Annotated in this window: 22 protein-coding genes and 1 pseudogene; 6 read left to right on the top strand and 17 right to left on the bottom strand. The window is 59.4% G+C overall.

Going from position 1 to position 23,635, the window contains the following annotated elements; translation table 11 throughout:
• Window position 1: 1 nt before the first annotated feature.
• Together P0D68_RS22675 and P0D68_RS22680 are read right to left on the bottom strand one after the other, a co-directional pair.
• Complete coding sequence (locus tag P0D68_RS22675) at window positions 2–928, bottom strand: efflux RND transporter periplasmic adaptor subunit (RefSeq protein ID WP_218157143.1); 927 nt, start codon at window positions 926–928, stop codon at window positions 2–4.
• A 10-nt stretch (window positions 929–938) separates the two neighbouring features.
• On the bottom strand, window positions 939–1,139 hold the full coding sequence (locus P0D68_RS22680) for a hypothetical protein (RefSeq protein WP_091808491.1): 201 nt from the start codon (window positions 1,137–1,139) through the stop codon (window positions 939–941).
• A gap of 392 nt (window positions 1,140–1,531) precedes the next feature.
• Here P0D68_RS22680 and P0D68_RS22685 point away from each other — a divergent pair, with 392 nt between their 5' ends.
• The 3 genes from P0D68_RS22685 to P0D68_RS22695 all read left to right on the top strand — a co-directional run bounded on the left by P0D68_RS22685 (window position 1,532) and on the right by P0D68_RS22695 (window position 4,413).
• Window positions 1,532–2,182 (top strand): TetR/AcrR family transcriptional regulator, encoded by a 651-nt coding sequence (locus P0D68_RS22685; protein WP_408468754.1) that lies wholly within the window; start codon window positions 1,532–1,534, stop codon window positions 2,180–2,182.
• Between the two features lie 527 nt (window positions 2,183–2,709).
• Entirely contained in the window at window positions 2,710–2,982 is a 273-nt protein-coding gene (locus tag P0D68_RS22690) for a DUF1488 family protein (RefSeq protein WP_408302341.1), read from the top strand.
• A gap of 513 nt (window positions 2,983–3,495) precedes the next feature.
• Window positions 3,496–4,413 (top strand): sterol desaturase family protein, encoded by a 918-nt coding sequence (locus tag P0D68_RS22695; RefSeq protein WP_408187852.1) that lies wholly within the window; start codon window positions 3,496–3,498, stop codon window positions 4,411–4,413.
• Window positions 4,414–4,792: 379 nt separating this feature from the next.
• Here the strand turns inward: P0D68_RS22695 and P0D68_RS22700 are convergent, their stop codons facing one another.
• From P0D68_RS22700 to P0D68_RS22715, 4 genes are all read right to left on the bottom strand, one after another.
• Entirely contained in the window at window positions 4,793–5,170 is a 378-nt protein-coding gene (locus tag P0D68_RS22700; RefSeq protein ID WP_408302339.1) for a hypothetical protein, read from the bottom strand.
• A 197-nt stretch (window positions 5,171–5,367) separates the two neighbouring features.
• Window positions 5,368–6,414, bottom strand: coding sequence for an acyltransferase family protein (locus tag P0D68_RS22705; protein ID WP_408302337.1), 1,047 nt, complete (start codon window positions 6,412–6,414; stop codon window positions 5,368–5,370).
• A gap of 252 nt (window positions 6,415–6,666) precedes the next feature.
• Window positions 6,667–7,914, bottom strand: a complete 1,248-nt coding sequence (locus tag P0D68_RS22710; protein ID WP_408302335.1) for an ABC transporter substrate-binding protein — start codon at window positions 7,912–7,914, stop codon at window positions 6,667–6,669.
• 73 nt (window positions 7,915–7,987) lie between these two features.
• Window positions 7,988–9,232 carry a DUF1479 domain-containing protein gene (locus tag P0D68_RS22715; protein WP_408302333.1) on the bottom strand — a complete coding sequence of 415 codons (1,245 nt, stop codon included), beginning with the start codon at window positions 9,230–9,232 and terminating at the stop codon, window positions 7,988–7,990.
• Window positions 9,233–9,327: 95 nt separating this feature from the next.
• On the opposite strand from P0D68_RS22715, the gene P0D68_RS22720 reads away from it, so the two are divergent.
• Complete coding sequence (locus tag P0D68_RS22720) at window positions 9,328–10,284, top strand: helix-turn-helix domain-containing protein (protein WP_091803880.1); 957 nt, start codon at window positions 9,328–9,330, stop codon at window positions 10,282–10,284.
• Window positions 10,285–10,649: 365 nt separating this feature from the next.
• Window positions 10,650–11,423 (top strand): annotated as a pseudogene (locus tag P0D68_RS22725) (MHYT domain-containing protein); the annotation flags it as partial.
• 375 nt (window positions 11,424–11,798) lie between these two features.
• Here P0D68_RS22725 and P0D68_RS22730 read toward each other — a convergent pair.
• The 3 genes from P0D68_RS22730 to P0D68_RS22740 all read right to left on the bottom strand — a co-directional run bounded on the left by P0D68_RS22730 (window position 11,799) and on the right by P0D68_RS22740 (window position 15,715).
• Window positions 11,799–12,629: a 3-oxoadipate:acetyl-CoA acetyltransferase gene (locus tag P0D68_RS22730; protein ID WP_408302329.1), complete on the bottom strand. Its 831-nt coding sequence runs from the start codon at window positions 12,627–12,629 to the stop codon at window positions 11,799–11,801.
• A gap of 209 nt (window positions 12,630–12,838) precedes the next feature.
• Window positions 12,839–14,230: an MFS transporter gene (locus tag P0D68_RS22735; RefSeq protein WP_408302327.1), complete on the bottom strand. Its 1,392-nt coding sequence runs from the start codon at window positions 14,228–14,230 to the stop codon at window positions 12,839–12,841.
• A gap of 423 nt (window positions 14,231–14,653) precedes the next feature.
• The gene (locus P0D68_RS22740; protein ID WP_408302325.1) at window positions 14,654–15,715 is read right to left on the bottom strand and encodes a methyltransferase; all 1,062 of its coding nucleotides are present in this window, start codon (window positions 15,713–15,715) and stop codon (window positions 14,654–14,656) included.
• A gap of 214 nt (window positions 15,716–15,929) precedes the next feature.
• Between P0D68_RS22740 and P0D68_RS22745 the strand changes: the two genes are divergently transcribed.
• The gene (locus tag P0D68_RS22745; RefSeq protein WP_408302323.1) at window positions 15,930–16,373 is read left to right on the top strand and encodes a cupin domain-containing protein; all 444 of its coding nucleotides are present in this window, start codon (window positions 15,930–15,932) and stop codon (window positions 16,371–16,373) included.
• A 135-nt stretch (window positions 16,374–16,508) separates the two neighbouring features.
• Here P0D68_RS22745 and P0D68_RS22750 read toward each other — a convergent pair whose 3' ends face one another.
• The 8 genes from P0D68_RS22750 to P0D68_RS22785 form a co-directional block, all read right to left on the bottom strand.
• The gene (locus tag P0D68_RS22750) at window positions 16,509–17,201 is read right to left on the bottom strand and encodes a phosphatase PAP2 family protein (RefSeq protein ID WP_091803862.1); all 693 of its coding nucleotides are present in this window, start codon (window positions 17,199–17,201) and stop codon (window positions 16,509–16,511) included.
• 428 nt (window positions 17,202–17,629) lie between these two features.
• A complete protein-coding gene (locus P0D68_RS22755) occupies window positions 17,630–18,787 on the bottom strand; it encodes a WD40/YVTN/BNR-like repeat-containing protein (RefSeq protein WP_408302321.1) in 1,158 nt (385 codons plus the stop codon).
• Window positions 18,788–18,878: 91 nt separating this feature from the next.
• Window positions 18,879–19,148, bottom strand: coding sequence for a MoaD/ThiS family protein (locus tag P0D68_RS22760; protein WP_408302319.1), 270 nt, complete (start codon window positions 19,146–19,148; stop codon window positions 18,879–18,881).
• A 268-nt stretch (window positions 19,149–19,416) separates the two neighbouring features.
• On the bottom strand, window positions 19,417–20,133 hold the full coding sequence (locus tag P0D68_RS22765; RefSeq protein WP_408302316.1) for an O-methyltransferase: 717 nt from the start codon (window positions 20,131–20,133) through the stop codon (window positions 19,417–19,419).
• 182 nt (window positions 20,134–20,315) lie between these two features.
• Complete coding sequence (locus P0D68_RS22770) at window positions 20,316–20,624, bottom strand: hypothetical protein (RefSeq protein WP_091803831.1); 309 nt, start codon at window positions 20,622–20,624, stop codon at window positions 20,316–20,318.
• A gap of 12 nt (window positions 20,625–20,636) precedes the next feature.
• Window positions 20,637–21,218, bottom strand: a complete 582-nt coding sequence (locus P0D68_RS22775; RefSeq protein WP_408302314.1) for an RNA polymerase sigma factor — start codon at window positions 21,216–21,218, stop codon at window positions 20,637–20,639.
• Window positions 21,219–21,386: 168 nt separating this feature from the next.
• On the bottom strand, window positions 21,387–22,289 hold the full coding sequence (locus tag P0D68_RS22780) for an HpcH/HpaI aldolase/citrate lyase family protein (protein WP_408302312.1): 903 nt from the start codon (window positions 22,287–22,289) through the stop codon (window positions 21,387–21,389).
• A complete protein-coding gene (locus P0D68_RS22785) occupies window positions 22,286–23,518 on the bottom strand; it encodes a Zn-dependent hydrolase (RefSeq protein ID WP_408186450.1) in 1,233 nt (410 codons plus the stop codon). Before P0D68_RS22785 ends, P0D68_RS22780 begins: the two co-directional genes overlap by 4 nt.
• Window positions 23,519–23,635: the final 117 nt, after the last annotated feature.

Here is a 23,635-nt window from a genome sequence, read left to right on the forward strand (position 1 = left end):
ATTAATGGAGAACGGCGCTGACGTCGGTGCTCAAAGCATGCAGAACCGATCGACGGTTGCGTTGCTCGTTTGGCGGAACCACGACTTTGAGGGTTGCCGACATTCCCGAACTCAAATCCACCCCGGCCGGGACGCTATCGATCCTGATGTCGACAGGAATGCGCTGGGCGAGACGAATCCAGGAGAAGGTCGCGGAAACGGACGGCAACATTTCGTTTCCCGGTGTCGTATTCTCGTTGGAGATGCCGCTGTCGATAGCCTCAACGTGGCCGTCGAGTCTGATACTGCCAGCCATCAACCATATTTCCACTTTGTCGCCAAGCCTGATGGCGGGTATCTTGGTCTCTTCGAAATAGCCCGTGACGTAGTAGCTATTGCTTTTAACGAGCGCCAGACGGTCGACGCCACGCGTGACGTAGTCCCCTTTTTCTAGCGCCAGATTGATGATTTTCCCGTCGGCCGGGGCCTTGTATATCGTTCGGGACAGATCGAGTTGCATCGCATCTACTTTCGCTTGCGCCTGCTTGTAGACCGCGAGCTTCGCCAGCATATCGAGGCGCGCGAGGTCGATTTCTTCGCTGCTCACGCCGCCGTCGGTCAGGCTGCCGCGACGTTGATAGACGCTCGCCGCTCGCTGCCAATCCACCTTCGCACTGTCGGCCTGTGCCTGAGCCTGTTCGAGTGCGACCTTGTAACGTGCGTTGTCGACGGTGAACAGCACATCGCCTTCCTTGACCGATTGAGAGTTCTCGGCATTCAGCTGGTCGATCCAGCCCGAGACATCCGGTGCGATGGAAATGACCGTCGCACGAACCCTGCCATCGCGGGTCCACGGCGTGTACATGTACCGATTCCAGATGAAGCTGATTCCAGCGCCGATAGCGGCGATCAATATCAAGGTCGTCAACGCACTTGCTGCTCTTTTCATTGTCCAGCTCTCAAAATGAATGACTTACCATCATCGCCACGATGCCGACCAGCAACAGCACGTACAGAAGGCTTTCGTTCCTGTGCAACGAATAGGGGATGATTCGGTTTACCACCCCCGCAATCAGACTTGTGCCGACGACGGCCGCAAGGATCATCATGAATATCGGGCTAAGCAGAAGACCAAAGACCTCTACCTCGTGAAGTGGCATCGACAACTCCGTTGTTACGTTTCGTGCCGATGACGCTGAGGGCCGGCACACTAGTGATCGGTCTCCGATGCCGGGCTGCCGCATCATGTGACTCCAGATTCGCGCATGGTCTACCGCTGGTCTCGCAAACGCCCACGCGGATTCTGACGAGAACAAACAGTTTTATTTCGGGCAATTCGCCGCGAGCTAAAAACGTAATGTACCATACGTTACGTTTTGTCATGGTTTGAAAATGAATTGGTAGCCTTTCGCGTCCATGTCCGGTTTGGATCTTTGGTCCAGGCCGTTCGTGCATAATCGCTGGCTCTGCCAGCTCGTGGCGAGGGGGGCTTTGAGGCCCATCTCAACCTCGTGCGTTGCTGGGCGCTTTTTATGAAGGAGGCTAGTTGGTCATGAGGAAGCTGAGCGAGGAAAGTGAACGTCAGGCTCCCACAGTAAAGGGCGAAGCGCGACGCGTCAGGCTTCTTGAAGTGGCCGCAGAAGAATTCCTTACGACCGGATATGCGCAGACGTCGATGAAGACGATCGTAAGCAAGGCAGGAGGATCCGCCGCGACCGCGTATCAGTTGTTCAGCAACAAGGAAGGGTTGCTCGCCGCGGTGCTGCAGCGCGAATTCGAAGGTCTCGAAGCGCAGTTCTTTCCGGAGAGCCTGCTTTCGAAGCCCCCTGCAACAGCTCTGTACGCGATGGCATTGCGCCTGCTCACGTATACGACCCAACCGCGCTCGGTTGACTTTTATCGTCTACTTGTGGCCGAAGGACATCGCGTTCCTGGTATTTCGGAGTATTTTCGAAAGATCGTCTCGGTACAGGTTATCGACCCGCTGGAACGCTACCTTCGTGCTGCCTGCGAGCGTGGTGAGCTTCGAATCGACAATCCGGCGCACGGCGCTCGACTGCTCGGGAATCTGCTCCAGGGAATGTCCAATGAAGCCCGAATAGTCGGCGGTTATCCCGACGGCCTTCCCGCATTAGACAAACAGAACTGCCGATACAGTGTAGATGCGATTTTAGGCCTGTGGACGGTCGACCCCCGGCCCTAGATGATATTTGGTTTCCTGGACACGGGCCTCGTCCGCGAACAACCCTCTATCAAATGACTGTCTTGTCTACCGGGGGCGGACGTCCATTCCCTAGAGTGGACTAGTGCCTTAGGTCGGAGCACGCGTTTGCAGGCAGGCAGCGTGACCCGACATTCGCGGCCACCTGCGTGAGAGCGGCAGCAAAGCGACATGAAGCTGCCACGCGAACAGCGACACCTGAGCGTTGGCTCAGGCCGCCCCTCGTCTTCCAATGCGACTATTCGAACGTCGGTTGTACCTTGAAAGCCGCCCTATATGTCGCGTTGGGTCGACCGGCTGCAGCGGGTCGACAAGAGGCATTCGACTTTTTCTACGGCGGCCGCTCGCAGAAACATCTGCCATACCCGGAGGAATGAAAATCTGCCCCGGCGCAGGACCCTGCGGCATATGGGGATGCTTGGTCGGACTGTAGGGATGGCACGTATGTTCTGGGAAATTTCGAGCGAGCGGCAGGAGCTCAGCTGGCCGGTGTATTCACGAGGTGCGGCATGCAAGTTCTTGATTTCGCGCCGGGGCTATCGCCAGACGGAAGCAGAATAGCCTTCCATTTGTCAGAACGGACCGGCTCTGCTGAGTGTGCAATCTCCCGTGAGGCATTTGAAGCACATCTCTGGCTGCCGCCAGGCGCCAGCGAAGTCCGCACGCTCAAAGCGTTTGACGACGGTCGAAATCGTATCGTCGCGGTTGCCGAGTGGAATATGCGGACTCGGCCGGGCCCGCCCGTTTGCCTAACCAGTCGTGACTTAGTCACCAGAGGTTAGGCAGCGGTGCTTGGCGCGCAGGAAGTCGAAACGGTATTGACCTGACTCCTCGGTCCGTCGTGAGCAAAGCTTGTAAAAAAAGCACGACCGCTCAGTCGTATCTAATTTCTTTTATGAAAAGTTTGCGAACTTCAGGCAAGTCGAGCTTTTCCGCGCCGTGCGCGCTCCAAATGGTGGAGATATTGGGGCGCCCAATACGTCGATTCGGCGATACCTGCAGCCGGAGCGGCGCTGAGGAGGTGGGAGCCGCCGCCCACCGATTTCCGCGCGGCGGCCCACCGCAATGGACTGACGGCATCCACCGAAGATGCGATTCGCGCAATGGTGTCTAAGAGACAAAAGCGACTGCCAGTCTTGGCTGGAAAGGCTTCGAGCCACATGACATGCGGTGAAATAACTTTCGCATAGCCTGTTGCGGGAGCCATAGATACAGTGCGCATATCGGATGCGATGCACTGTTCCACAACCTCACCGCAGACGATATCCCCCGGTCACTACCGTTATGGCATCGTCATGGAACAACTCGGAAAATTCTCGCTATATGTCACGGCATTCGTCATTGCCGTATCGATGGTCGAAGCCGTCTGGCTGAGTCGGAGAAACCGCAATGCGGCCACGCCATTCGCGTGGTACGAAGTGTGGCTTTCGCTGGCCGACGTCTTCGCGCGCAAGCTGCTCGCGCTGCTGCCGCTCTCGCTCGCGACACCTGTGTTTGCGCTAGCCTGGGAGCATCGCATCTTCACGGTGGAACTCAATAGCGCGCTGATGGTGCTGGCGCTCTTCATCGGTCAGGAATTCTGCTACTACTGGTATCACCGCGCGTCGCATCGTATTCGCTTCTTCTGGGCCACGCATGCCGTGCATCATTCGCCGAACCAGTTGACCCTCTCAACCGCGTACCGGCTCGGCGTGACGGGCAAGCTGACGGGCTCGGCGATTTTCTTCGCGCCGCTCGTGTGGCTTGGCGTGCGTCCGGAAGTCGTTCTGCTAACGCTCTTCTTCAACCTCATGTATCAGTTCTGGCTTCATGCCACGTGGATTCCGAAGCTCGGTTGGCTCGAGTATGTGTTCAATACGCCCTCCTCGCACCGCGTGCACCATGCGTCGAATGTCGAATATCTGGACGCGAACTACGGCGGCGTGCTGATTATCTTCGACCGGCTGTTCGGCACTTACGTCGAGGAACGCGCCGACGAACCTTGCCGCTACGGGCTCGTTACGCCAACAACCTCACGCAATCCGTTCGTCGTCGAGTTCGAGCACTGGGCTACCCTTGTCCGGGACGTGTTGAAGGCGAAGAACGCGTGGACCGCGATCAATCACGTTATCCGGCCACCGGGCTGGATGCCGGAAGGCGGCGGCGAAACCACGGAAGAACTGCGCCACAAGAGCGAGGCCGCGCGTCGCGGATACGAAGTGACCAACAGCTGATCAACTGGCGATTTGTGCAGGGCGAGCTGACCAAGCTTCAATCGTTGACGACGCATACGGTGATGGGGCGCACGCCGGGCACGCGCGCGCCCCATGTCCATTGTGCCCGGCCATCGTGTGTACCTGCCGCAAGCAGCATGATTCGGTTCATGGTGTGAATTTCCTGGGGAGGGAGCCGCGTCGCGCGGCGGGATTACTGCCGGGGAGGTTATTCGTTGGAGGTGGCCGCGTGCCTGACCCGGAGGCCGGTCGGAGCCGAACCCCGAGGTCGCGATGACACCGTCGACCGACGTCTTGCCGACGAATGCGAAGCCGCGCCAAACCACGAGGATGCCGGCGGCCGCGAGATATTTCTTCGTATCTGACTGCATGAATGCTCCTATTGCTGGCGGTGAATCACTTCGGTGCCGGAGAATTGATAACCTTCCTTGCCGCACTTTTGCGCGATCCAGATAGGGAAGGGCAGCGTGTGCAGGCCTTCGTCTTTTCCGATGTGGTGCGCCTTGCAAAGCAACATGCCGTTGACCGTCATGTCGTCGACGAACCGGGTCCAGTCGGTGAAGTTGTCCCAGTCGAATGCCTGGTTCGCTTCACCCCAGACGCCGACCTGCGCGTCGAACTTGAAGCGCTCCCATTCGATCATCTCGGCAAAGGAGCGCTCGATCGGGTGGTGATGCGCTTCGAATGGATGGCCAACTTTCGTCGGCCGTCGCGTTGCAGATGAAACAGCGGCCGCCGTACCGCGAGAGCAAGGCATTACGCGTGCGCTTGAACAGAGCCTTCGTCATATGCGGCTCGTGGCCGGGGATGTTGACGTCAACGGTCAACGTCTCTTTCCCTTCGTGGATTTGGGTAACGTTGGTCATGTCCGTAAACGAAGAAACCGCCCGATGGCGGTTGTGGCGAGTGACGAGGTGACAAAAAAGCCACCGCGAAGGTGGCTTGATGGGTGGATCAGGTAATGACTGGATCAGTTTGTCGTTTCATCCAGTTTCGACCGATCGCTCTTGAGAGTCGGTGGGCCGGGGTCTCAACCATGAAGTACATAAGGTTGGTGAGGATGATGGCGATGCATAGCAGAGCAATCCAGTACTGCGCACCTGCCAGACTGCTATACATCACAGCAACGACCGGTATCGCCAACTTGTGCGTGAGATAGAGCGAATAGGATGCGCGGCCAAGCGGCGCAACTCGCGTGAATATCGTCCGCGACGCGCTCGCTTCCAGTTCTGCAACGATCCAGAGCGCGCACAGGATTGCGAAGGGAAGCATGCTCCACTTGTAGTGCAGCGGCGTCAGGAAATGCAGGATCAAGGCGATTGCGTTCGCCAACACTATGAACACGCGTAACGTCTGTCGCACGCCAGCCAAGCCCAAAATGCGTAGTGATGTCGGGGATCTCGACGAAGAAGCGTAAAACTGCGCGATGATGCAGCCGAGAAGCCAGATCGGCAATCCGCGCAACGTCGTCAGGATGATCCCGTTAGACCAGAAGTAGCCGTGAGTGTCATCCGGAATAAGATTAACAACCAGCGCCATTAGGAAGGCAATGGCCGTGAGGTGCGGCAATCCCCCTTTGCGCGCGACTCGCAAGATGACCGGATAGCCGAAGTAGTAAAGGATTTCGCTGTAAAGCGACCAGAGCACGGCATCGAGCTCGTATGTTCCGTTGGGTAGCACTTTGGCAGCGGTTACTGCCACTATCATCGGCGCGCCAATACGCACCAGTCGTGCGACATAGAAATTCTTGACAGCAAGCGTTTTCCCCGAGACATACGGCAGATGGATGCAAAACCCGGAAATGATGAAGAACGCCACCACTGCGGCCGTGCCACAGAAAACGCTTTTGAACATGCTCTCGATGGTCAATGCATGACCGGCGAACATACCAAAGGTGAAATGAATGGGCGGCGGCCCGAAGTGGCTCAACATGACCCAGAGTGCGCAAACAAGCCGCAGGCCATCAAGCGCTTCAAATCGAAGGTCTCTGTTCTGTGTCACCGCTTACCCCGTTCTTGAGTTTAGTTATCGACGATGCGACGGGGTGATAAAGCAATAACAAGGCCGGACGCGTCTGTGCCGCGCGCCGGTTGGAAAAATTGCTTTGTGGCCCGTAACAGTGGGTAACGCATGACGCGTGTTACGGGTACATCGAATGCAGAATTCTGGACACGCGTTGCGTTATGCCGCCACAGTCCTCGAATGACCTTGCACGACGGCTTGATTTTGTCGAGGCGGCTTCGAAATTCGCACCTATTTGATCTTCGCTGCAGCCGCGACCTTGCGCACCGCCTCTTGCGGGTCTTCATTCGAGTTCATGAAGCCCGTCACAACGTCGGTAATCGCGCCTTCGGTGGCAGACGACTGAACGTCACCAAATGCGAACGACGGAAAGAACGTGTTGGATTTGATGGTGGATTGCTCATCTGCGTATGACTTCTTGGCACAGGCGTCGAACTTGTCCATTGAAACATCCTGCCTGACCGGAATCGAACCCTTGTAAAGACTGAATTGTTCCTGGAAGGCGGGCGACATGATTGTCTTCGCCAACGCAAGCTGTCCAGGCGTCGCGTCCTTCTTGCCGTTCTGCTGGAAAAACACGAACGAGTCTACTGTGTAGGTGAAGGCGTTCGACGTACCCGGCGCAGCCGCGCAGATATAGTCAACGTCGGCTTTCTTGTTCGCATTGGCAAACTCACCTTTCGCCCAGTCCCCCATGAATTGCATCCCACCCGATCCGTTGATGACCATGGCAGTCGCGAGATTCCAGTCACGGCCGGTCGAGCCTTTGTCGAAGTAACCTTGAATCTTCCGGACAGTCTGGAAGACCTGCAACATCTGCGGCGAAGTGAGTGTTTTCTGGTCGAGCTCCATCATGGCCTTGCGATAAAAATCCGCGCCCTGAGAAAGCACGACCGTCTCCCAGATGGTCATGTCTTGCCAAGGCTGGCCACCACGCGCGACGGGCGTAATGCCCGCAGCCCGGAACTTGTCGGCTAGCGCGAAGAACTCGGGCCATGTCGTCGGCGGTTTACCACCCACTTTATCGAGTGCGGCTTTGTTGATCCACAGCCAGTTGATTCGGTGCACCGAGAACGGCGCGGCCACATAGTGGCCCTTTGACATCATGGTCTTGTTGATCTGCGCGGGAAGTTGGGCTTTCCAGTCAGTAGCGGACTTGTCTATATCGACCAGCACGCCTTGATCAGCCCAGTCCTGTATCAGCGGCCCCTTGATCTGCGCAGCCGACGGCGCGTTACCGGACATGACCTGTGTCTTTAACGCCGTCATGGCCGCCGCACCCGCCCCGCCGGCTACGGCGAAGTCGTTCCACTCGTAACCCTGCTTGTTCATGTCGTCCTTGAGCACTCTGATCGCCTTCGATTCGCCGCCCGAGGTCCACCAGTGCAATACAGAAAGTGACTCGGCAGCACTTGCGACCTGTGCGCCTGTGGCAAGCACCGCAGCGACGATTGCGGCTGACATGACTGTTCTTTTCATGGCTGTCTCCGTTAGTTTTCTTTATGAATCACCAGGCAGGCGCACGCCATGATGGAGTGCGTTTTCGTAGCGCTTACAGATCGAAACCGAGTTGGGCCTTCCCGAGCGGCGTCAGATCTTCGACAGTAGCCCGTCCGACAAAGTCGACTTCGAAATGGTCGGTCGGGAAGTCAGGCGGGCTTTTGCCCTCAAGGAAGCTAGGCAACTGGCGCTTGAGGTATTCGTCGTTCTTGGCGCACGCGGGCGCCGACGCGATATACATCACGTTGCTGTAGCCTGCGCCGCGGTGCGCGTCTTCCACTGCGTGGATCACGTCGCTATGCCAGAACACGGTGTCGCCGGCCTGCATGTGGGGAATCGATGAGAGCGCGTCGAAAAGCGGCGCATGAAATTCCGGCTTGATGGAGAGCGCGCGACCTGGCATCGCGCCGCACAGGTCGTCATCGGCCACATCGTCCTGAAGGGCGCGCAACAGGATATAAGCCATCGAATTTGCAATCGGCACGAGTTGCAGCGTGCCGTCGCCAGGGCCTTGCGGCGTCAGTGCGGTCCAGCCCTGAAACGTGCGGAACATCGAACATACGGCGGGAGATGCAATCTCTTCTGCGTCCGGCCGGAACGCGGCGTCGAACGGATCATATTGACGCCAGTTGCCGTCGAACACATGCCGGTACACCTTGCGGAAATTCGCCTCGATCCACCGCTCGACCGAGCCGCCGTCGCAATGCGCGGACAAGCCCAATGACTCGGAGCCGGGTGGCCGGCGACGCATCCGGTCCGCGTAGACCGGCACTCGCTCTGGATCGAAATGGATCCGGCCTTCACTTTCATTGCGCCACAACCGGTTCAGAAAGACACGAGCCGCAGTCAGCGACGGCGCCTGGCGCGCGAGGACCTGCGGCTTTGACCAGTACACGCCGTAAATCTGCGGCTTGCTGGATGCGAGCTGGCCAAAGTATTTGTCCTCGGCCCGATTCTGCAGGCGCGTATTCAGGTCGTTGCGTTCGAGGTAGTCCGCGATATCGCGGTCCCACCCTTCCACCAGAGCGCGGTCGAACACGTTGCGGATCACACACGCACCACGTGTTTTGACGAGTTCGATCTGCTCGGCGCTCACGCGCTGCTCCGCGATGTCGGAGAACTGGACTTCGGGGATCACGTTTTCGCCGCGACTGCGTTGCGCGGCAATTCTGCTGGCTTCGGCGCGGATCGTTTCATCCACTTCGGCGAAAACATCCCGATAGTTCGGAAGTCGTGCGCGAAGCTCCTGTTTGGCCTGCCGGATGGCTGCCGGCAGGTCGTCGATGATGAGTGCCATGGTCGTCTCCTCGTGGGTTCTGCTGTATCCGCAGGATAGGCTGACCGTGCACACAGAAGTGATACCATCCAGACAATTTCTTTGCGTTTTCTGCCATGAAACCAGCATACGAACATGTCGAATTTGGCGACGACTGCTCGGTCAGGGTTTACCACCGGCGTCTGCCGCGCATTCCGTTCGAATGGCACCACCATCCCGAATACGAACTAACCCTGACGCTGAACAGTCAGGGCAAGCGCTATATCGGGGATTCGATTGCAGACTATGTAGACGATGACCTGGTTCTTGTGCCCCCGAATCTTCCTCATACATGGGCGTCGAATCGCTCGATCGACGCAGCATCTCCTCAGGTTGCAATCGTGATCTGGTTTGGCGGCGATTGGGCGCGGCGGCTTGCGGACGTCTGCCCGGAATATGCGCCTTTGCGTAACCTGTTGCGTCGGGCCGCTTGCGGGCTGGCATTCGGTCCGGAGGTCGCCGCCGCGATGCGCGTACAGGTCGACAAGCTGCTGTCCAGCACCGCGCGAGAACGCCTTGCCGGGGCACTCAATGTCTTGTGCATGCTCGCAGAAGCACCTGGCGATCCGCTTGCTTCGCCGACCGCGTTTAGCGACCGTGCAGAGGGTCCTTCAGGGCACGAACCGGAGCGTATAAACCGCGTGCTCTCAATGATTGATTTACGCTTCGCTGAACCACTGCGTCTATCCGACCTTTGCGACGCTGCTAACGTGTCGGAACGTTCTCTGGCTCGCTACTTCGAGCAGCACATTGGAGAGAGCGTTGGGCGATATATCGCGCGAGTCAGGATTGGACATGCCTGCCGGATGCTCGCGCACACCTCGACTCCCGTTTCCGTCGTTGCAACGCGCTCCGGGTTTCCAAACGTGGCTAATTTCAACCGACAGTTCAAAGCGTTGAAAGAACTCACGCCCGCCGCTTACCGCAAACAGTTCGCGGCCGGCGATATTGCCGAGACAGACGCCAGTCCGCAGATCAACGAACGCTCACCTTCGTTGCAACGGAACCCGCGACTACCGAAATCAATTGCGTAACGCAGGCGAGCGAGCATAAGCGCGGGATTGACGTTGGCCGCATTGGGGTGCCTTCTTGTCGGGTGAGAGTTGGCACTCGAAATGCGCATTCATGGCCCAGAAAGCAAGGTCGATGAGCAGCGGCTTGTGTACGACGGACGCGAGTGCAACGGGCTTGCGCAATTGAGTCCGGTCGTCGATCATCTTCCCACCAACATGCACTAGAATTGACACCGTCGCGGATACTCAAGCGGCTAAAAATACTCAGAATGGATTTATAAGCGCACAGGCCAGTGCGAATGCAGAGCCCAGTCTTCGTCGGCAGAGAGGCCGCATGAGGCTCTTGATAACCACTAATCGAGCTCTTGTGAAAGAGCCCCCAATCTATGCAAAGCAACTATAACCTCGGGTTAGTCGCCGTTTCCCTTATCGTCGCGACGCTTGCTTCGTTTACGGCAATCGATCTCGCAGACCGGCTTTCCATTCTGGCTTACGTTCGTGCCCGGCAACTATGGCTGGCCGCCGGCGCCCTGGCAATGGGCGTTGGCATTTGGTCCATGCACTTCATCGGCATGCTGTCGTTTTCCCTGGATATTCCGATTGGTTACGATTTCGCCATAACCTTTTACTCGCTCGCGATTGCGGTGATCGTCTCGTGGTTTGCGTTGCATGTCGTCACGCGGGAACGTCTGAAGCTGTTCCATTTGCTGGCGGGTGGGGTTCTCATGGGGTTAGGTATTGCCGGCATGCATTACATGGGAATGGCCGCGATGTTGATGAATCCGGCGATTCGCTACGAACCCAGGATCTTTGCTGGCTCGATTTTCATTGCAATCGCAGCGTCTACTGCGGCGCTGTGGGTCGCGAACACGCTGCGCGGCGCAGATCAGAACCATGTGATGCCCAAGCGCATTGGTGCGGCCTGTGTCATGGGGATTGCCATCGCGGGTATGCATTACACCGGCATGGCCGCGGCGAATTTCCCCGTTGGCTCGATTTGCGGCGCAGCGAACGGCGTCAAGCCTCAATGGCTCGCCGCCGCTGTCATTACGTTTGCGTTCGCAATTCTTATCGCGACGCTGCTTCTTTCCCGTCTCGACGCCAGAGTCGCGTTCCTCGCCAATTCTGTAGCGCGACTCAACGATCAGATCGACCGCGTGCGAGGCTCGACACGTTGACTGCCGGATTGGTGGATCATGTCAACGCGCCGTGCTTCTGAACGGCACTAGACAGTTGGCGTGCCCATCGTGACTACTGTTATGAGCCGCATGCACTCGCGATCGGATTGAGGCCTGTCATGCCGCCCCATGAGGGCGGCCGTTACGGCTCGATCACGCTCTTCGCCCGACTTATCCCCAGATATTGTTGAAGAGGGTGTTGATAACTACCTGGTGAACTCGCTAGAGCCTTGAATCGTAATGGTTTTCGTGGGGCGCATGAAATCGGGCGCAACGCGGCACGATCACCAGTACCTAACGCAGAAAAACAAAACGGTTGAGGCAGCCGAGCGGACGCCGACGGCGCGCGGCGTCGCCCTACAAGGCCGGCAAATGCAGCAGTTCACGCGCCTGTTTGGCGCTCGCTACCGGCCGCCCATACTCGCCGCACAACGATGCTACCCGTGCCACCAGTTGCGCATTGCTCTTCGCGAGCGTGTCCTTGTCCCAGCGGACGTTGTCTTCGAGACCTGTGCGGCAATGGCCGCCCATTTCCAGCGTCCAGTGATTCACCTCGAGTTGATGCCGTCCGATACCGGCAGCCGTCCACGTTGCATCGGGCAGTAGCGCCTTGAGTTGCTGCACCTCGAACTCCAGGATCTCGCGTCGCGCGGGCAGGGCGTTCTTCACGCCCATTACGAATTGCACGTGCACGGGCGATTTCAGCAGGCCGAGCCCGACCAGGTCGACGGTGCTGTACAGCATCGCCAGATCGAAGATTTCGATTTCCGGCTTGACGTTGTAGTCGAGCATCATCTTTGCCAGCGAGCGTACGAAATCCGGCGGATTTTCGTAGACGGTCGTCGGAAAGTTGACCGAGCCCGTTGCGAGTGACGCCATGTCCGGACGCAGATCGAGCATCGCGCCGCGCTGCTCGAACGAACGGCCGCGGCCGCCCGTCGAAAACTGGATGATGATGTCGGGACAATGCTTGCGGATGCCTTCCTGAAGCTTCGCGAAGCTCGACCGGTCGGAACTGGAGTTTTCCTGCTCGTCGCGCACATGCAGGTGTACGAGCGTCGCGCCGGCTTCATAAGCTTCGTGAGTGCTTTCGATCTGTTCAGCAATGGTGACCGGCACAGCCGGGTTGTCCTTCTTACGCGGCACTGAACCGGTAATGGCGACGGAGATAATGCAAGGCTGATTCATGAGGGACGCTCCATACAAATCATTGTGGCCGGCCCGCCAGGCTGGCGAACCGACAGTGACAGCGCGACCGCCTAACCGGCAGCGCGCCGTCCCGTTCAGCGGGCTAATCCAATGGTTGCGCGCCCAACTTCATTGCGCGATCTTTTGATGCAGACCGGACCCGGACGATGAATGCCGGGCACCGGCGTTTGCATCTAGACGTTCGATTGCTACGCCGCTTTTGCGCCGGACAGGGTCTGCTCGCGCATCCGCTCGTAGTCCTCCTTGTCGACAGGCTTTGCGCTGCGCTGGCCAAGGTCGTTCAGGTGAATCCGGTACGTTTCCCGCACGCTGTATGCAGCAATCGCCGAAATAATCGTGACGCCGAACGTGATCGCACCGATCGTCATGGGGATGTTGGTCGATCCCGGAGGCGCGACGGTTGCGAAGAGAGCCGGCAGCAGCGCCGTAATCGTGGTGCCGATGTTTTGCGAAATCGCCATTGCCGAAACCCGGGAGCGCGTGGGGAAGAGTTCGGGGTAAAAGCTCGGGAAAACGGCGTTATAGCCCTGATAGATCACGCCCCACATGAGTATCGACATCACGATCGCCAATGGCACGTTATGGATGCTGATCGCGTAGAGATAACCGAACGACAGCAGCCCTGAACCGAGCGCGCCGCCGATAATCAGCGGACGGCGGCCGATCTTGTCCGACAGATTGCCGACCAGCGGGATCACGAACACGGCCACGATGTTGCCGAGCACCGGAATCCACAGGTAGACGCTTTTATGGAAGCCGATCCCGTACGAAGGCTGAACCGCGTAGGCCGCGCCGAAAATCGTCGTGACCACCGGAATGACGTTCATCAACGCACAGCACACGACGACCAGCATCTCCTTCCAGTTAAACTTGAAGGCTTCGACAATCGGCGAGCGCGGCACGGCGCCTTCGGTCGCGAAGGCCGGCGTTTCTTTCACCTCGCGACGGATGATGTAGCCCGCCACGAGAACGATTGCGCTCAGCAGGAACGGAATGCGCCAGCCCCAGGCATTGAACGCGTCTTCAGGCATGTAGTGGGCGAGCGGCAGGAACACGGCCGCAGCGAGAATCTGGCCGGCCTGCACGCCCTGCAGCGTAAAGCTCGAGTAGTAACCGCGCCGGCCGAATGGCGCGTGCTCAAGAATCATCGAGCTGGCGCCGGAGATCTCGCCGGCCACCGCGAAGCCCTGAATCAGGCGCAGCGCAACCAGCAGCACCGGTGCGAGCAGGCCGACCTGGTGGTAAGTCGGCAGCAGGCCGACGGCCATGGTCGAGAAGCCCATCAGAAACATGCACACCAGCAGGACGTTCTTGCGGCCTTTCGTGTCGCCCCAATGTCCGAGAAAGAAGGCGCCAATCGGCCGCGCGACATATCCCACGCCGTAGGTCGCCAGTGAAGCCACGATCGCGATCTTCGGGTTGCCCGAGGGGAAGAACAGCTGCGGGAAAATCAGCGATGCTGCGGTCGCGTAGATAAAGAAGTCGTAGTACTCGAGCGCGGAGCCGATCCAGCCGCTCGCGGTTGCCTTCCTCGTCTGATGGGCGCCATGCGGCTCGTGTTCGGTGGGGCTGCCAGCCATGTCTGTCTCCAATATTGATATTTGATCGCGGTGGGATTGCGCCCTGCTCGTCAGCGAAAACGCTTCGCTTGGATCGCGCCGGCTTCACCGCTTCAGCCGGCGCATTCGATCGGTAATATTGAATGTGCATCCCGACATCGACGGGCATGACTTGCTTCGCTTACGACGCGACACGAGCCTTAAATCGGCATTGGTCCGCAGAGCGATCAGGGATGCAAGGAAGTTACGCTGTCGATGGATGCACGACAACGGCAGTCAGCATAATATGAGCGCTATTCGCGCAACACGCGCGATTTTCGTTCTGAAATGGGGTTTCTACGGAGCGGGACCGTGAGCGGCAGGGACCGGAGCGTGGGAGGCCGGCCAGCATCGTGGCGTCGCTCCACGCTTCGGTAAATGGCTGGCGGGGCGCCAAATCCGCTCCTACCGGATTCCAATCACCATTGAATCCGGGCCGGCGAGAGGCTCTACGCGTGCCTGTGAGAAGCCGACTTCCTTCATCCACGCACAACACTGCCTACCCGTATAGTCGAAACCGCCGGGGGTCTCGATAAGCATGTTCAGGCTCATCAGAAGACCGAATGCATTCTGCCTGCGATCATCGTCGATCACGGCGTCGTAGACGATCAGACACCCCCCGGGAGGCAGCGCCGCGTAACACTTCGCCAGCAGTTCGAGTTTTTCTTCGAGATTCCAGTCATGGAGGATGTGTCCCATCACAAGCACGTCTGCTGCCGGGCAGGGGTCCTTGAAAAAGTTGCCCGCATGGAAGCGCACCCGTTCCTGCAAGCCATGCAACGTCACGTACTCGTTAAATACCGGGCCGACTTCCGGTAGATCGAAGCCACCACCGAGCAGGTGAGCATGAGCGAGCGCGATCTGCACAGGTAGCGCACCTTGTGCCGTGCCAATGTCGATGAAAGTGCCGTAATTCTTCCAGGGGAATTTCTGCGCAATCGCCTTGGCCGCCCCAAGACTGACTCCGGTCATTGCTCGCAGAAAGCGCCGCAGGCCTGCTTCATCGTGATAGATCGCGTCAAACAGGTTGCCGCCGTGTTTCGCCTCGTTCTGTGGCCGCCCGGTGCGAAGCGCTTCTGTCAGTGAGCCCCAGAACGGATACAGCCGGGCGTTGGCCATTTCCAGTAGTCCGCCCACGTAACCAGGCTTGGTCGAGTCCAGAAAGAGCCCGGCCTCCGGCGTATTGCGGTATATCCCGGCTTCGCGTTCCAGCAGATTCAATGCAACCAGCGCGTCGAGAAAATCGAGGGCCGATCTCGGATGCAATCCGAGCGCCTCAATGAGTTCCGCTGCATCGCTCGGACCGCTCGCGAGGCGCGTGAACACACCGAGTTCGACCGCGGACAGCAACGTCTTCGACGCCCAGAATCCCATGCCCAGTTGCAGAAGTCGCTCAGGAGTGGGTTCGGGCTGATACTTGCCGTCGGCGCCAGGTCCCTGCTGATCCACGTTTGGTGTACTTGGCATCGATGCCTCCGTCGGACACGTGTGTTGAAGCGCCAGGTGCCATGGCGGGCGGCGCGACGTTCTTAAGCGTAGTCATCGTATAAAGCTAAGTCCAGCCGCTTACGTGCTGCCCAATGTCGGACGTTCGGTCAGGGAACCGCTGCAAGCGGCGTGTCTCCGGCCTACACTCGTAGTGTTGCGACCGGCGCGAATCCTCAGACGGGAGAAAACTTAAATGACTGTTGACAACGCGGACCCAGGCGAGCCGATCACTGTCGGTCGTCTGACGATTCGGTACTTGATTGATGGAGCCGGCACAGGCGGGTTGGGCGTATTCGAGTTGACGGTGCCTCCTGGTTCGAGCGTTCCTCCACCTCACAGTCATACACATAATGAGGAGTGCGTGTATGTGCTGGAGGGCGTGCTTCGATACTCTGTTGATGGCGTAGTCCGGGATCTGGCCCAAGGACAGTGGATGCATTCCCGACGCGGATCGGTCCATCAATTCAGCAATCCACACGGTGACACGGCTCGTGCCTTGATCATACTTACGCCCGACATCGGCGCCCAGTATTTCCGCGACGTCGGCGCCATAGTCAATGCGGGTGAGCCGCCCGACCGCGCGAAGCTTATCGCTGTGATGTCCGGGTACGGACTGGTCCCAGCGTCGCCTAAATGAGTTGAAAGCGATCCACTGTGGCTGAATAACTATCGGCCGACGTGCAAACGCGCATGAACCTGGCTTCGATAACATCACTCGCTCGGGCGCCGCCACCACCGAATAGCCTCCCAGCGCCGCACCGCAACGCGTGCTTCATAGATATTTGAGCACACCGCTCGCCAGCCTGCGCAGTTCGTCGAACTGCGTAACGAGTTCGAGGCACAGAATAAAGGCCAGCATCGCTGAAGGCCCCGGGTAGCGTTCGATCCATCGCAGCGCAGGAATCGCATAGCGCACGCGGATCGCATCTCGCGTCATGACATAGGTAATGCCGATTCCCAAGGCGGCGCCCACCAGCAAATCGGTTGGGTAGTGAAAGCCCAGGTAGGCGCGCGGAACGCAAATGAACAGCACGGTATAGGAAACCGCCAGCACACCGATGCCCCGCCACACGAGGAAGATACCGGTGGCGACCGCCATCCATAGCATCGCGTGATCGCTTGGGAAGGAACTCCAACTTGTCAGCAGTGCGTCCTTGATAGCGCTACCTGCAAAGTGCAGATGCAGTTCGTCGCTATAGATGGGGCGCACTCTGAACGGCAACCAGTGAGTCAGCAGTCTTCCGACGAAGAGCGCCACGACGCTACTGAGAAGCGTGGCGAGAACCATTTCCCGTCGCCATTCGCGGCGCTTGTCCTGCTGAAACCACATCCACCACAGCACGGGAATGAGCACGAGGCCTTTGAAGGTGTAAAGGTCGGCGATGACTTCTATGGATTGGGTCGCGAAATGACCGAAGTGTATGTTGGACAGATATGTTTCGATAGACGAATCGAAGCTGTTCATTTTTTTGTAGGAAACTTTGGGCTGGTCGCATCGAGGGTTAGCATAGCCCATTGGGTGCGCCGCATTTTCTGGTGCTTACTTTCACTGACAACTTTTACGGCGCAATTTCATTGCTAACTTTCACTGACGGCTTACTGCGCGACTGTCCTGTTCGGGCAACGCATGCCGACGAACATCGCGTCGTCTACGTCTATCGAAAAAGCGTCGGGTGGTGATGGCGGCACCTGGTGTGTATTACCGACATCTACATTTCGTTCCCCAGTCCCGTGTTGGCGCTCGCGTTCGTCGAGCCATTGGTCCACGCGCGAGCAGGTAATGCACGGTGGTGATCGGATTTGTCCGCTCAGGCAGCGGATATCGGCGGACTGGCGGGTATGCGCAACTTATCGACCCTTCACTTTAGGCCGCCGTCCGATTGGCAAAGACCGTCATCCAAACCGGACGCAATAAACCGGCGGCAAATGCGCTGAAATCGATTGCCAGCTTTCGCCGCCGTCATCGGACGTCCATAGCGAGCCGGTGGTCGACCCCATCGCGAGGCGCTCGCCAGACTCGTCCACCGCGAGGCCGTGCCGATACACGAGGTCATACGCGGGGGCAGGCGGCAAGCCACTCGAGAAGCGATCGAACGTGCGGCCGCCGTCGCGTGTGCGCGTGACGACGAACCGTCCGTCAACCGGAATCCGGCACTCGTCTTTCACGGCAGGCACGAACCAGGCGGTGTCCGGCTCGTGCGGATGCACGGCAACCGCAAAGCCGAAGCTCGATGGCTGCGCCTCGATTCTTTGCCAGTGTGCCGCACCGTCGATCGAGCGGAAGATTGCGCAGTGATGCTGCGTCCACAACGTGTCTGGATGTGCCGTGCATTGGACGACCCGGTGCGGGTCCTGCACGTTGGCGTCGCCGCGCCGCTCCGGCGGCATGTAGTCAGCCTCCATGCCCTCGGCGGTGACGCGCCAGGTCGCGCCGCCGTTGACCGTTTGCCAAACGCCGCCACACGATACGCCGATCGTCACATGCCGGCTGTCGCGTGGATCAACCATCACGGAATGGATGCCCGGCGCGTCATAGCCGCCTCCGAACCATTCGCGGCGCTCCGGGCGATCCCACAGCGCACGGTTGAGCACCCATGTGTCGCCGCCATCGTCGGAACGGAACAGCCCACCGGGAATCGTGCCGGCCCACAAGACGCCTGGCTCGTCTGGGCCACCGGTTTCGAGCGACCAGATTTGCTGAAGCGTCCAGGCAGGCGGCGCGCTGGGCGCGACGGCGTTCGCATTGTCCGCGCCGGTATCTGCATTCGCGTTTGCGATGTCGCCGGCCCGCGTTTCGCCGGCAGGCTGCGGCGGGTAGACGGGAACCGCGCACTCGTCCCAATCCGCCATGCCCGCGCGCCGGCGATGCAGCTTCACGCCGAAGTGGCCGAGATTGAGCGCCGCATAGAGCGACCCGTCGCGCGAATCAGGCAGCACCATGCTCACCGGCTCGCCGGTGAAATGCAACTCGTCGAACTCCCAGACGCCTGCTCCATTGGCTCTCAGAACGAACAGACCCTTGCGGGTCGCGACAAGCAATCGATCGCTCATGTGGAGTGTCTCCCGTCGTCCAGATGTCGATCGGCGTTGGCGTTTTGGCGCTCACTCCGATCTCATGCAAAGCTCGAATCTGCGTGGCGCCTCACCCGCCCGACAGCGCCTGCACGACATAAACCCGGCTCTGTTCGCCGAGTGCATCGGACAGGCGTTGTCGATCGCGCACCCGCCGACCATCCACAAACACGGCGAGATGCCGCCTTAGTGCGCCCTGATCATCAAGGATGTAGCCGCGCAGTCGAGGTTGCACGGCGAAGACGGCCTCGAGCGCTTCGCTCAGCGTGCGAGCGTCGATATCACGCTCGGGCGTTGCGATATGTCGCTGAATCGAAGCAGCGAAGAAGATGTGCGCCATGGCGGAGTCACGTCGCGGGGATGGCAGGGTCCGTTGATTCTGTAGTGTAGGCGATTCGCCGCTTGCTCCGGGGTATCGCGATTCAGCAGAAGATAAGCGGCATGAATCACCGCGCGTCACGAGTTTCAAGCCGGGCAACGGTATCCCGTCGGTGTCCCGGTGGTGGAGTCTTGCGAGGTCGGCGCTGGCGGTGGGGCGATTGCGCGCTGGCGCGCTCATCGAGGAACTGACGCGCGCTCAACCGCATCAACAACCACCCCGCAGCAACTCAAGCAACCACGACCGTAAACTCGACCCCTGATTCAAAGTCCAGCGTCGTCGTTGAAAAGCGTGGATTGCCGGCAAGGTACTGCTTGAAGGGCCGGACAGCGTCCTCGGCTGTGTACATGTTATCGGCGAGAACAATGGAGCCGGGGCGCAGAAGGCGTTCGGTCTGCTTGAACAGGTCAAGATACGTGTTCGCCCATACGTCGATAAACACCATGTCGAACGCACCGTCCAATGAGGAAACGGTCTGGAACACGTCACCTTCACGCAACTCGACATAGGCATCGACGCCCGCGGTTCTGACGTGAGCGCGGAGGTGGGCGCACTTCTCGGGGTCCAGTTCCGTCGCGACGACCACGCCGTCGTTCAAGGTGCGAAGCGCCTCGGCAAAATACAGCGTGGATACGCCATACGAACTGCCGAGTTCGAGAATTCGACGTGGCTTATGTGAAAGGACCATGTTGCGCAAAAATCGTCCCATTTCCGCCGACACCGCCAACGACAGCGCCGTCCCTTGCGTGGATTCGAAGTCTTCGGTGGAAAGCCCGAGCGTTTCGAGAAAGCGCCCGCGCAGGTGAGGGGCGAGCGTGTCGTATTCTTCCGCGAGAGTCTGAAACTCATCACTCGATCCCGGAAATTGGGCCCGCGCGCGGAGCATCATTTCTGTCCGGCTTTGCTCGTGAAGCCGCTGCAAAAGTGTCGTGGTCGTCGATTTCATAGGTTTTCCCGGGGGCTAACCGGGCTCGGCGAAGTAATAAAACACCGACCGGCATCACTTCGCATCAATGTCAGGAATACGGGTTGTGGCGCCTGTTCCGGCCAGTTCGATTGCCCAGGGAAGGCGCACCGTCACGACTGGCCAGTCCTCGTGGCAGTCGGACGTCGGGGTTTTGCGCGTAGTCAATCTTCCGCGCGTTTGCCGGGCCGTGATCGCCAGCCGGCCTGCACGCGCTCCCGCTCTTCCGGCGTCATGGCATCCCATTTGCGCCACAGTCGCCGCTCGCGGCAGCCGCCGTGTCCGCGGAATCCGCCAAACAGAATGCGGCTCAGAACCAGTAAGCCGAGTGCGTGCGCAAAGTCGATCGTCCGGGCATCGACGAACAACGTCGGAATCACCCAGTTCCATAGCGTCATGACCGCCCACCCCAGCACGCCTATGCCGACGATCACAAGCAACGCTTTACCTGCACATCTGATTCGAAATTTCATACTTCAACTCCTCTAAATATCCAGTTCGTCGTAAATGGCCTGCAGTCGGGCGCGCAAATGCAGGACCGCATAGCGTTTGCGTGAAAGCAGCGTATTGAGCGTGACACCGCTTTCAGCCGCGATATCTTTGAAAGACCGGCCTTCGAGTTCGTGCGCGATAAACACGTCGCGCTGATTCGGCGGCAACTCGTCGAGCGCATCCTGCAGGGCCTGGAGCAATACGGCGCGCGCGTATTGGGCTTCGGGGCCCGCATCGTGGGCCGGTAAGTTCAGGTCGAGGCGATACTCACTGCCGGCTTCGTCGTCGTCGTCGAAAAGGTCCGACAGCGGCTCTTCTTTCTTCTTCCGGAAGCGGTCGATGATGCGATTGCGCGCCGCATGGAAAAGCCACGCGCTAGCCTGTTCGATCGGCGCCGGAAGGCGGTAGGCCTGCACGAATTCGTGGAAGACATCCTGCAGGATGTCTTCGGCATCGTCTGGATCGCGTATGCGGCGCCGGATGAAATTGCCGAGCCTCGTGCGCTCACGCACCACGGTCGCGGTGATGTCGCTGTCTCGTTCGGTCATCGTGGCCGGGGTGGGTGGGGGTTCCATGCGTCTGAAGACGTTTCAGGCGCGCAAATATTGTGGCTGGCTCAAAAAATTTTGCCAGTCGAATATTTGTTGCGCTGACGCTCGATCCTAAAGATCGTTGCGTTCACGCCTCTTGCGATCGACCCTGACAGCCCTGCCGATAAAAGCCGCGGCGGCGATGCGCGCGGCCTATGCGTTGCGGCTGTCGTCAAAGGCGCGCAGCAGCGCGTCACGTGCGATCAGACGTTGCGCGTTATTGCGCTCCGGGTAATCGATCCAGGCGGAACCGGCATCAGGCGGATTCGCCTGCTGTGCGGCGTGCGCGTGGATGAGCGCATGCGCCGCCCGCACGTCCTCCGCGGATGGCGTCAGCGCACGGTGAATCGCCGGCACGTGTTCGGCAAACACGACGCTTTTCGATGCGAATCCGAGTTGCGTGCAGAGGTCCAGGTCCTGCCCAAGCACCTGCGCCGACCGATAGGTGCAAGGAAGATCAATCGGCACGCAACCGGCGGCAATGCACTCGATCAGAAAGCGGTTGCGTGCGTAAAGCAGTTCGATACCGCCCGGTGTGCGGCGAGCGCCGAGATTCGCCGCCAGGTCTTCGACTGCGAGCATGCAGCATTTTATTCGTGCGCCCACCTGAAGTAGCGCGCCCAGATTGACCAGACCCTTCGCGGATTCGATAACTGGAACCACCTCCGTCGAGCCCGCCGGAATGCCCAGCTTGCGCTCGATGATGGCCAGCGCATCGTCGAGTGAGGCCAGTTGGGCCGCGCTCTCCGCGTGCGGCAGAAAAATCGCCCGTGGGGCGCCGGGCATGATGCCTTCGAGATCGGCATGGCCGTCGTGCTCCAGTTTGTTGATCCGTACCGAACCGAACGTGCCGGCCCGAGCCGCCTCGCGCAATAACGTGACAATGCGTTCGCGTGCCCGCGGCCGGTCTTGCGGCGAGGTCATTTCTTCCAGGTCGGCGACAATGGCATCCGCACCGCTTTGCAGCGCGATTGCGTGGGCCTCGGAATTGTTTCCGGGTGCGAAGAGCCATGTGCGCCGCAGGCCAGGCGGGCGCGGCGTTGGGTGTGCGTTCATACGGCATGCCCCGCGCGCGCCAGCATGGCGTGAAGCAACACGTCCGTGCCACGCGTGACGTCTTCCGGCAAGGCGTCTTCGGCTTCGTTATGGCTTAGACCGTCGACGCAGGGGATAAAGATCATCGCGGTCGGACAATGCTTGGCGAGATGGATCGCGTCATGGCCGGCCCCGCTGACGATGCGTTGATGCGGATAGTCCAGCGCCTCCACCGCGTTGCCCACCGCAGCAATACAGTGCGGGTCGAACGGCGTAGCCGGACTGACCCAATGCTGCCCCACCTCGACCGTGAGGCGGCGGCGCTTCGCGATGGCATCGAAGCGCTCGCGCAGCGCGGCTTCCATGTTTTCGATCATCGCGTCGTCGGGGTGGCGCAGATCCACCGTGAACGACAGGTCCGCCGCGATCGTATTGCGCGATGCATTGCGGATCTGCAGTTCGCCGATGGTCGCAAGGCCTTGCGGGAAGAAATCTGCCGCGATGCTTTCCAGTTCCGCGGCCATTTCCGCGCTCGCAAATAGCGCATCGCGGCGGTACTGCATCGGCGTCGTGCCTGCGTGCGCGGCCTGCCCACGTACGCGCACATCGAGCCAGCGAATGGCCTGGCCGCCCGTGACGACGCCGATCGGCACGCCACTTTCCTCGAGCACCGGCCCCTGCTCGATATGCGCTTCGAAGTAGGCGTCGAAGACAACGCCAGGCACGGCGCGCGCGCCGGCATAGCCTGTTGCCTGCAAAGCCTGCTCGACCGATGTTCCGGCTGCATCGCGCGTGCTCAATGCCTGAGCGAGCGGCATGATGCCCGTAAAGGCCGCTGAACCGAGCATGGCCGGCGTGAATCGCGCGCCTTCCTCGTTGGTCCACACGACGATTTCGATGGGCTTGTCGGTTTGAATGTTCGCGTCGTTCAGCGTGCGGACAACTTCGAGCGCGGCCAGCACGCCATACACACCGTCGAATCGGCCGCCCTCGGGCTGGGTGTCGAGGTGGCTTCCGCTTGCCACGGGTGCGGCATCGTTCAGTTTGCCGGCGCGCCGGGCGAAGAGATTGCCGACCTGATCGACGGACAACGTGAGGCCCGCGTCGACGCACCATTGCGAGAAAAGCGCCCGGCCGGCCGCGTCCTGTTCGGTCAATGCGAGGCGCCGCACACCGCCGCCCGCCGTAGCGCCGACAGCGGCCATGTTCATCAGGCTCGTCCAGAGCCGTTCACCATTGATTTTTAGCATCACACACTCCTGAAGCCGCGGCGAGATGGCCGCGTCGGGTTCGTCGTGATGCCTTTATCGGTAATCAAAAATGATAAGTCTAATTTCTAATTCTAATCCTAAGTATAATTTTGGCGG

Source organism: Paraburkholderia sp. RL17-380-BIE-A, assembly GCF_046028085.1.
Taxonomy (GTDB): domain Bacteria; phylum Pseudomonadota; class Gammaproteobacteria; order Burkholderiales; family Burkholderiaceae; genus Paraburkholderia.

Excerpts from the sequence above, each read along its gene's own strand:
- P0D68_RS22730 (WP_408302329.1), bottom strand. The coding sequence starts at position 12,629 with ATGAATCAGCCTTGCATTATCTCCGTCGCCATTACCGGTTCAGTGCCG.
- P0D68_RS22775 (WP_408302314.1), bottom strand. The coding sequence starts at position 21,218 with ATGGAACCCCCACCCACCCCGGCCACGATGACCGAACGAGACAGCGAC.
- P0D68_RS22715 (WP_408302333.1), bottom strand. The coding sequence starts at position 9,232 with ATGGCACTCATCATCGACGACCTGCCGGCAGCCATCCGGCAGGCCAAA.
- P0D68_RS22760 (WP_408302319.1), bottom strand. The coding sequence starts at position 19,148 with ATGGCGCACATCTTCTTCGCTGCTTCGATTCAGCGACATATCGCAACG.
- P0D68_RS22690 (WP_408302341.1), top strand. The coding sequence starts at position 2,710 with ATGCAAGTTCTTGATTTCGCGCCGGGGCTATCGCCAGACGGAAGCAGA.
- P0D68_RS22755 (WP_408302321.1), bottom strand. The coding sequence starts at position 18,787 with ATGAGCGATCGATTGCTTGTCGCGACCCGCAAGGGTCTGTTCGTTCTG.
- P0D68_RS22710 (WP_408302335.1), bottom strand. The coding sequence starts at position 7,914 with ATGAAAAGAACAGTCATGTCAGCCGCAATCGTCGCTGCGGTGCTTGCC.
- P0D68_RS22785 (WP_408186450.1), bottom strand. The coding sequence starts at position 23,518 with ATGCTAAAAATCAATGGTGAACGGCTCTGGACGAGCCTGATGAACATG.
- P0D68_RS22740 (WP_408302325.1), bottom strand. The coding sequence starts at position 15,715 with ATGCCAAGTACACCAAACGTGGATCAGCAGGGACCTGGCGCCGACGGC.
- P0D68_RS22780 (WP_408302312.1), bottom strand. The coding sequence starts at position 22,289 with ATGAACGCACACCCAACGCCGCGCCCGCCTGGCCTGCGGCGCACATGG.
- P0D68_RS22745 (WP_408302323.1), top strand. The coding sequence starts at position 15,930 with ATGACTGTTGACAACGCGGACCCAGGCGAGCCGATCACTGTCGGTCGT.
- P0D68_RS22700 (WP_408302339.1), bottom strand. The coding sequence starts at position 5,170 with ATGCCTTGCTCTCGCGGTACGGCGGCCGCTGTTTCATCTGCAACGCGA.
- P0D68_RS22735 (WP_408302327.1), bottom strand. The coding sequence starts at position 14,230 with ATGGCTGGCAGCCCCACCGAACACGAGCCGCATGGCGCCCATCAGACG.
- P0D68_RS22750 (WP_091803862.1), bottom strand. The coding sequence starts at position 17,201 with ATGAACAGCTTCGATTCGTCTATCGAAACATATCTGTCCAACATACAC.
- P0D68_RS22675 (WP_218157143.1), bottom strand. The coding sequence starts at position 928 with ATGAAAAGAGCAGCAAGTGCGTTGACGACCTTGATATTGATCGCCGCT.
- P0D68_RS22770 (WP_091803831.1), bottom strand. The coding sequence starts at position 20,624 with ATGAAATTTCGAATCAGATGTGCAGGTAAAGCGTTGCTTGTGATCGTC.
- P0D68_RS22680 (WP_091808491.1), bottom strand. The coding sequence starts at position 1,139 with ATGCCACTTCACGAGGTAGAGGTCTTTGGTCTTCTGCTTAGCCCGATA.
- P0D68_RS22695 (WP_408187852.1), top strand. The coding sequence starts at position 3,496 with ATGGAACAACTCGGAAAATTCTCGCTATATGTCACGGCATTCGTCATT.
- P0D68_RS22765 (WP_408302316.1), bottom strand. The coding sequence starts at position 20,133 with ATGAAATCGACGACCACGACACTTTTGCAGCGGCTTCACGAGCAAAGC.
- P0D68_RS22685 (WP_408468754.1), top strand. The coding sequence starts at position 1,532 with ATGAGGAAGCTGAGCGAGGAAAGTGAACGTCAGGCTCCCACAGTAAAG.
- P0D68_RS22720 (WP_091803880.1), top strand. The coding sequence starts at position 9,328 with ATGAAACCAGCATACGAACATGTCGAATTTGGCGACGACTGCTCGGTC.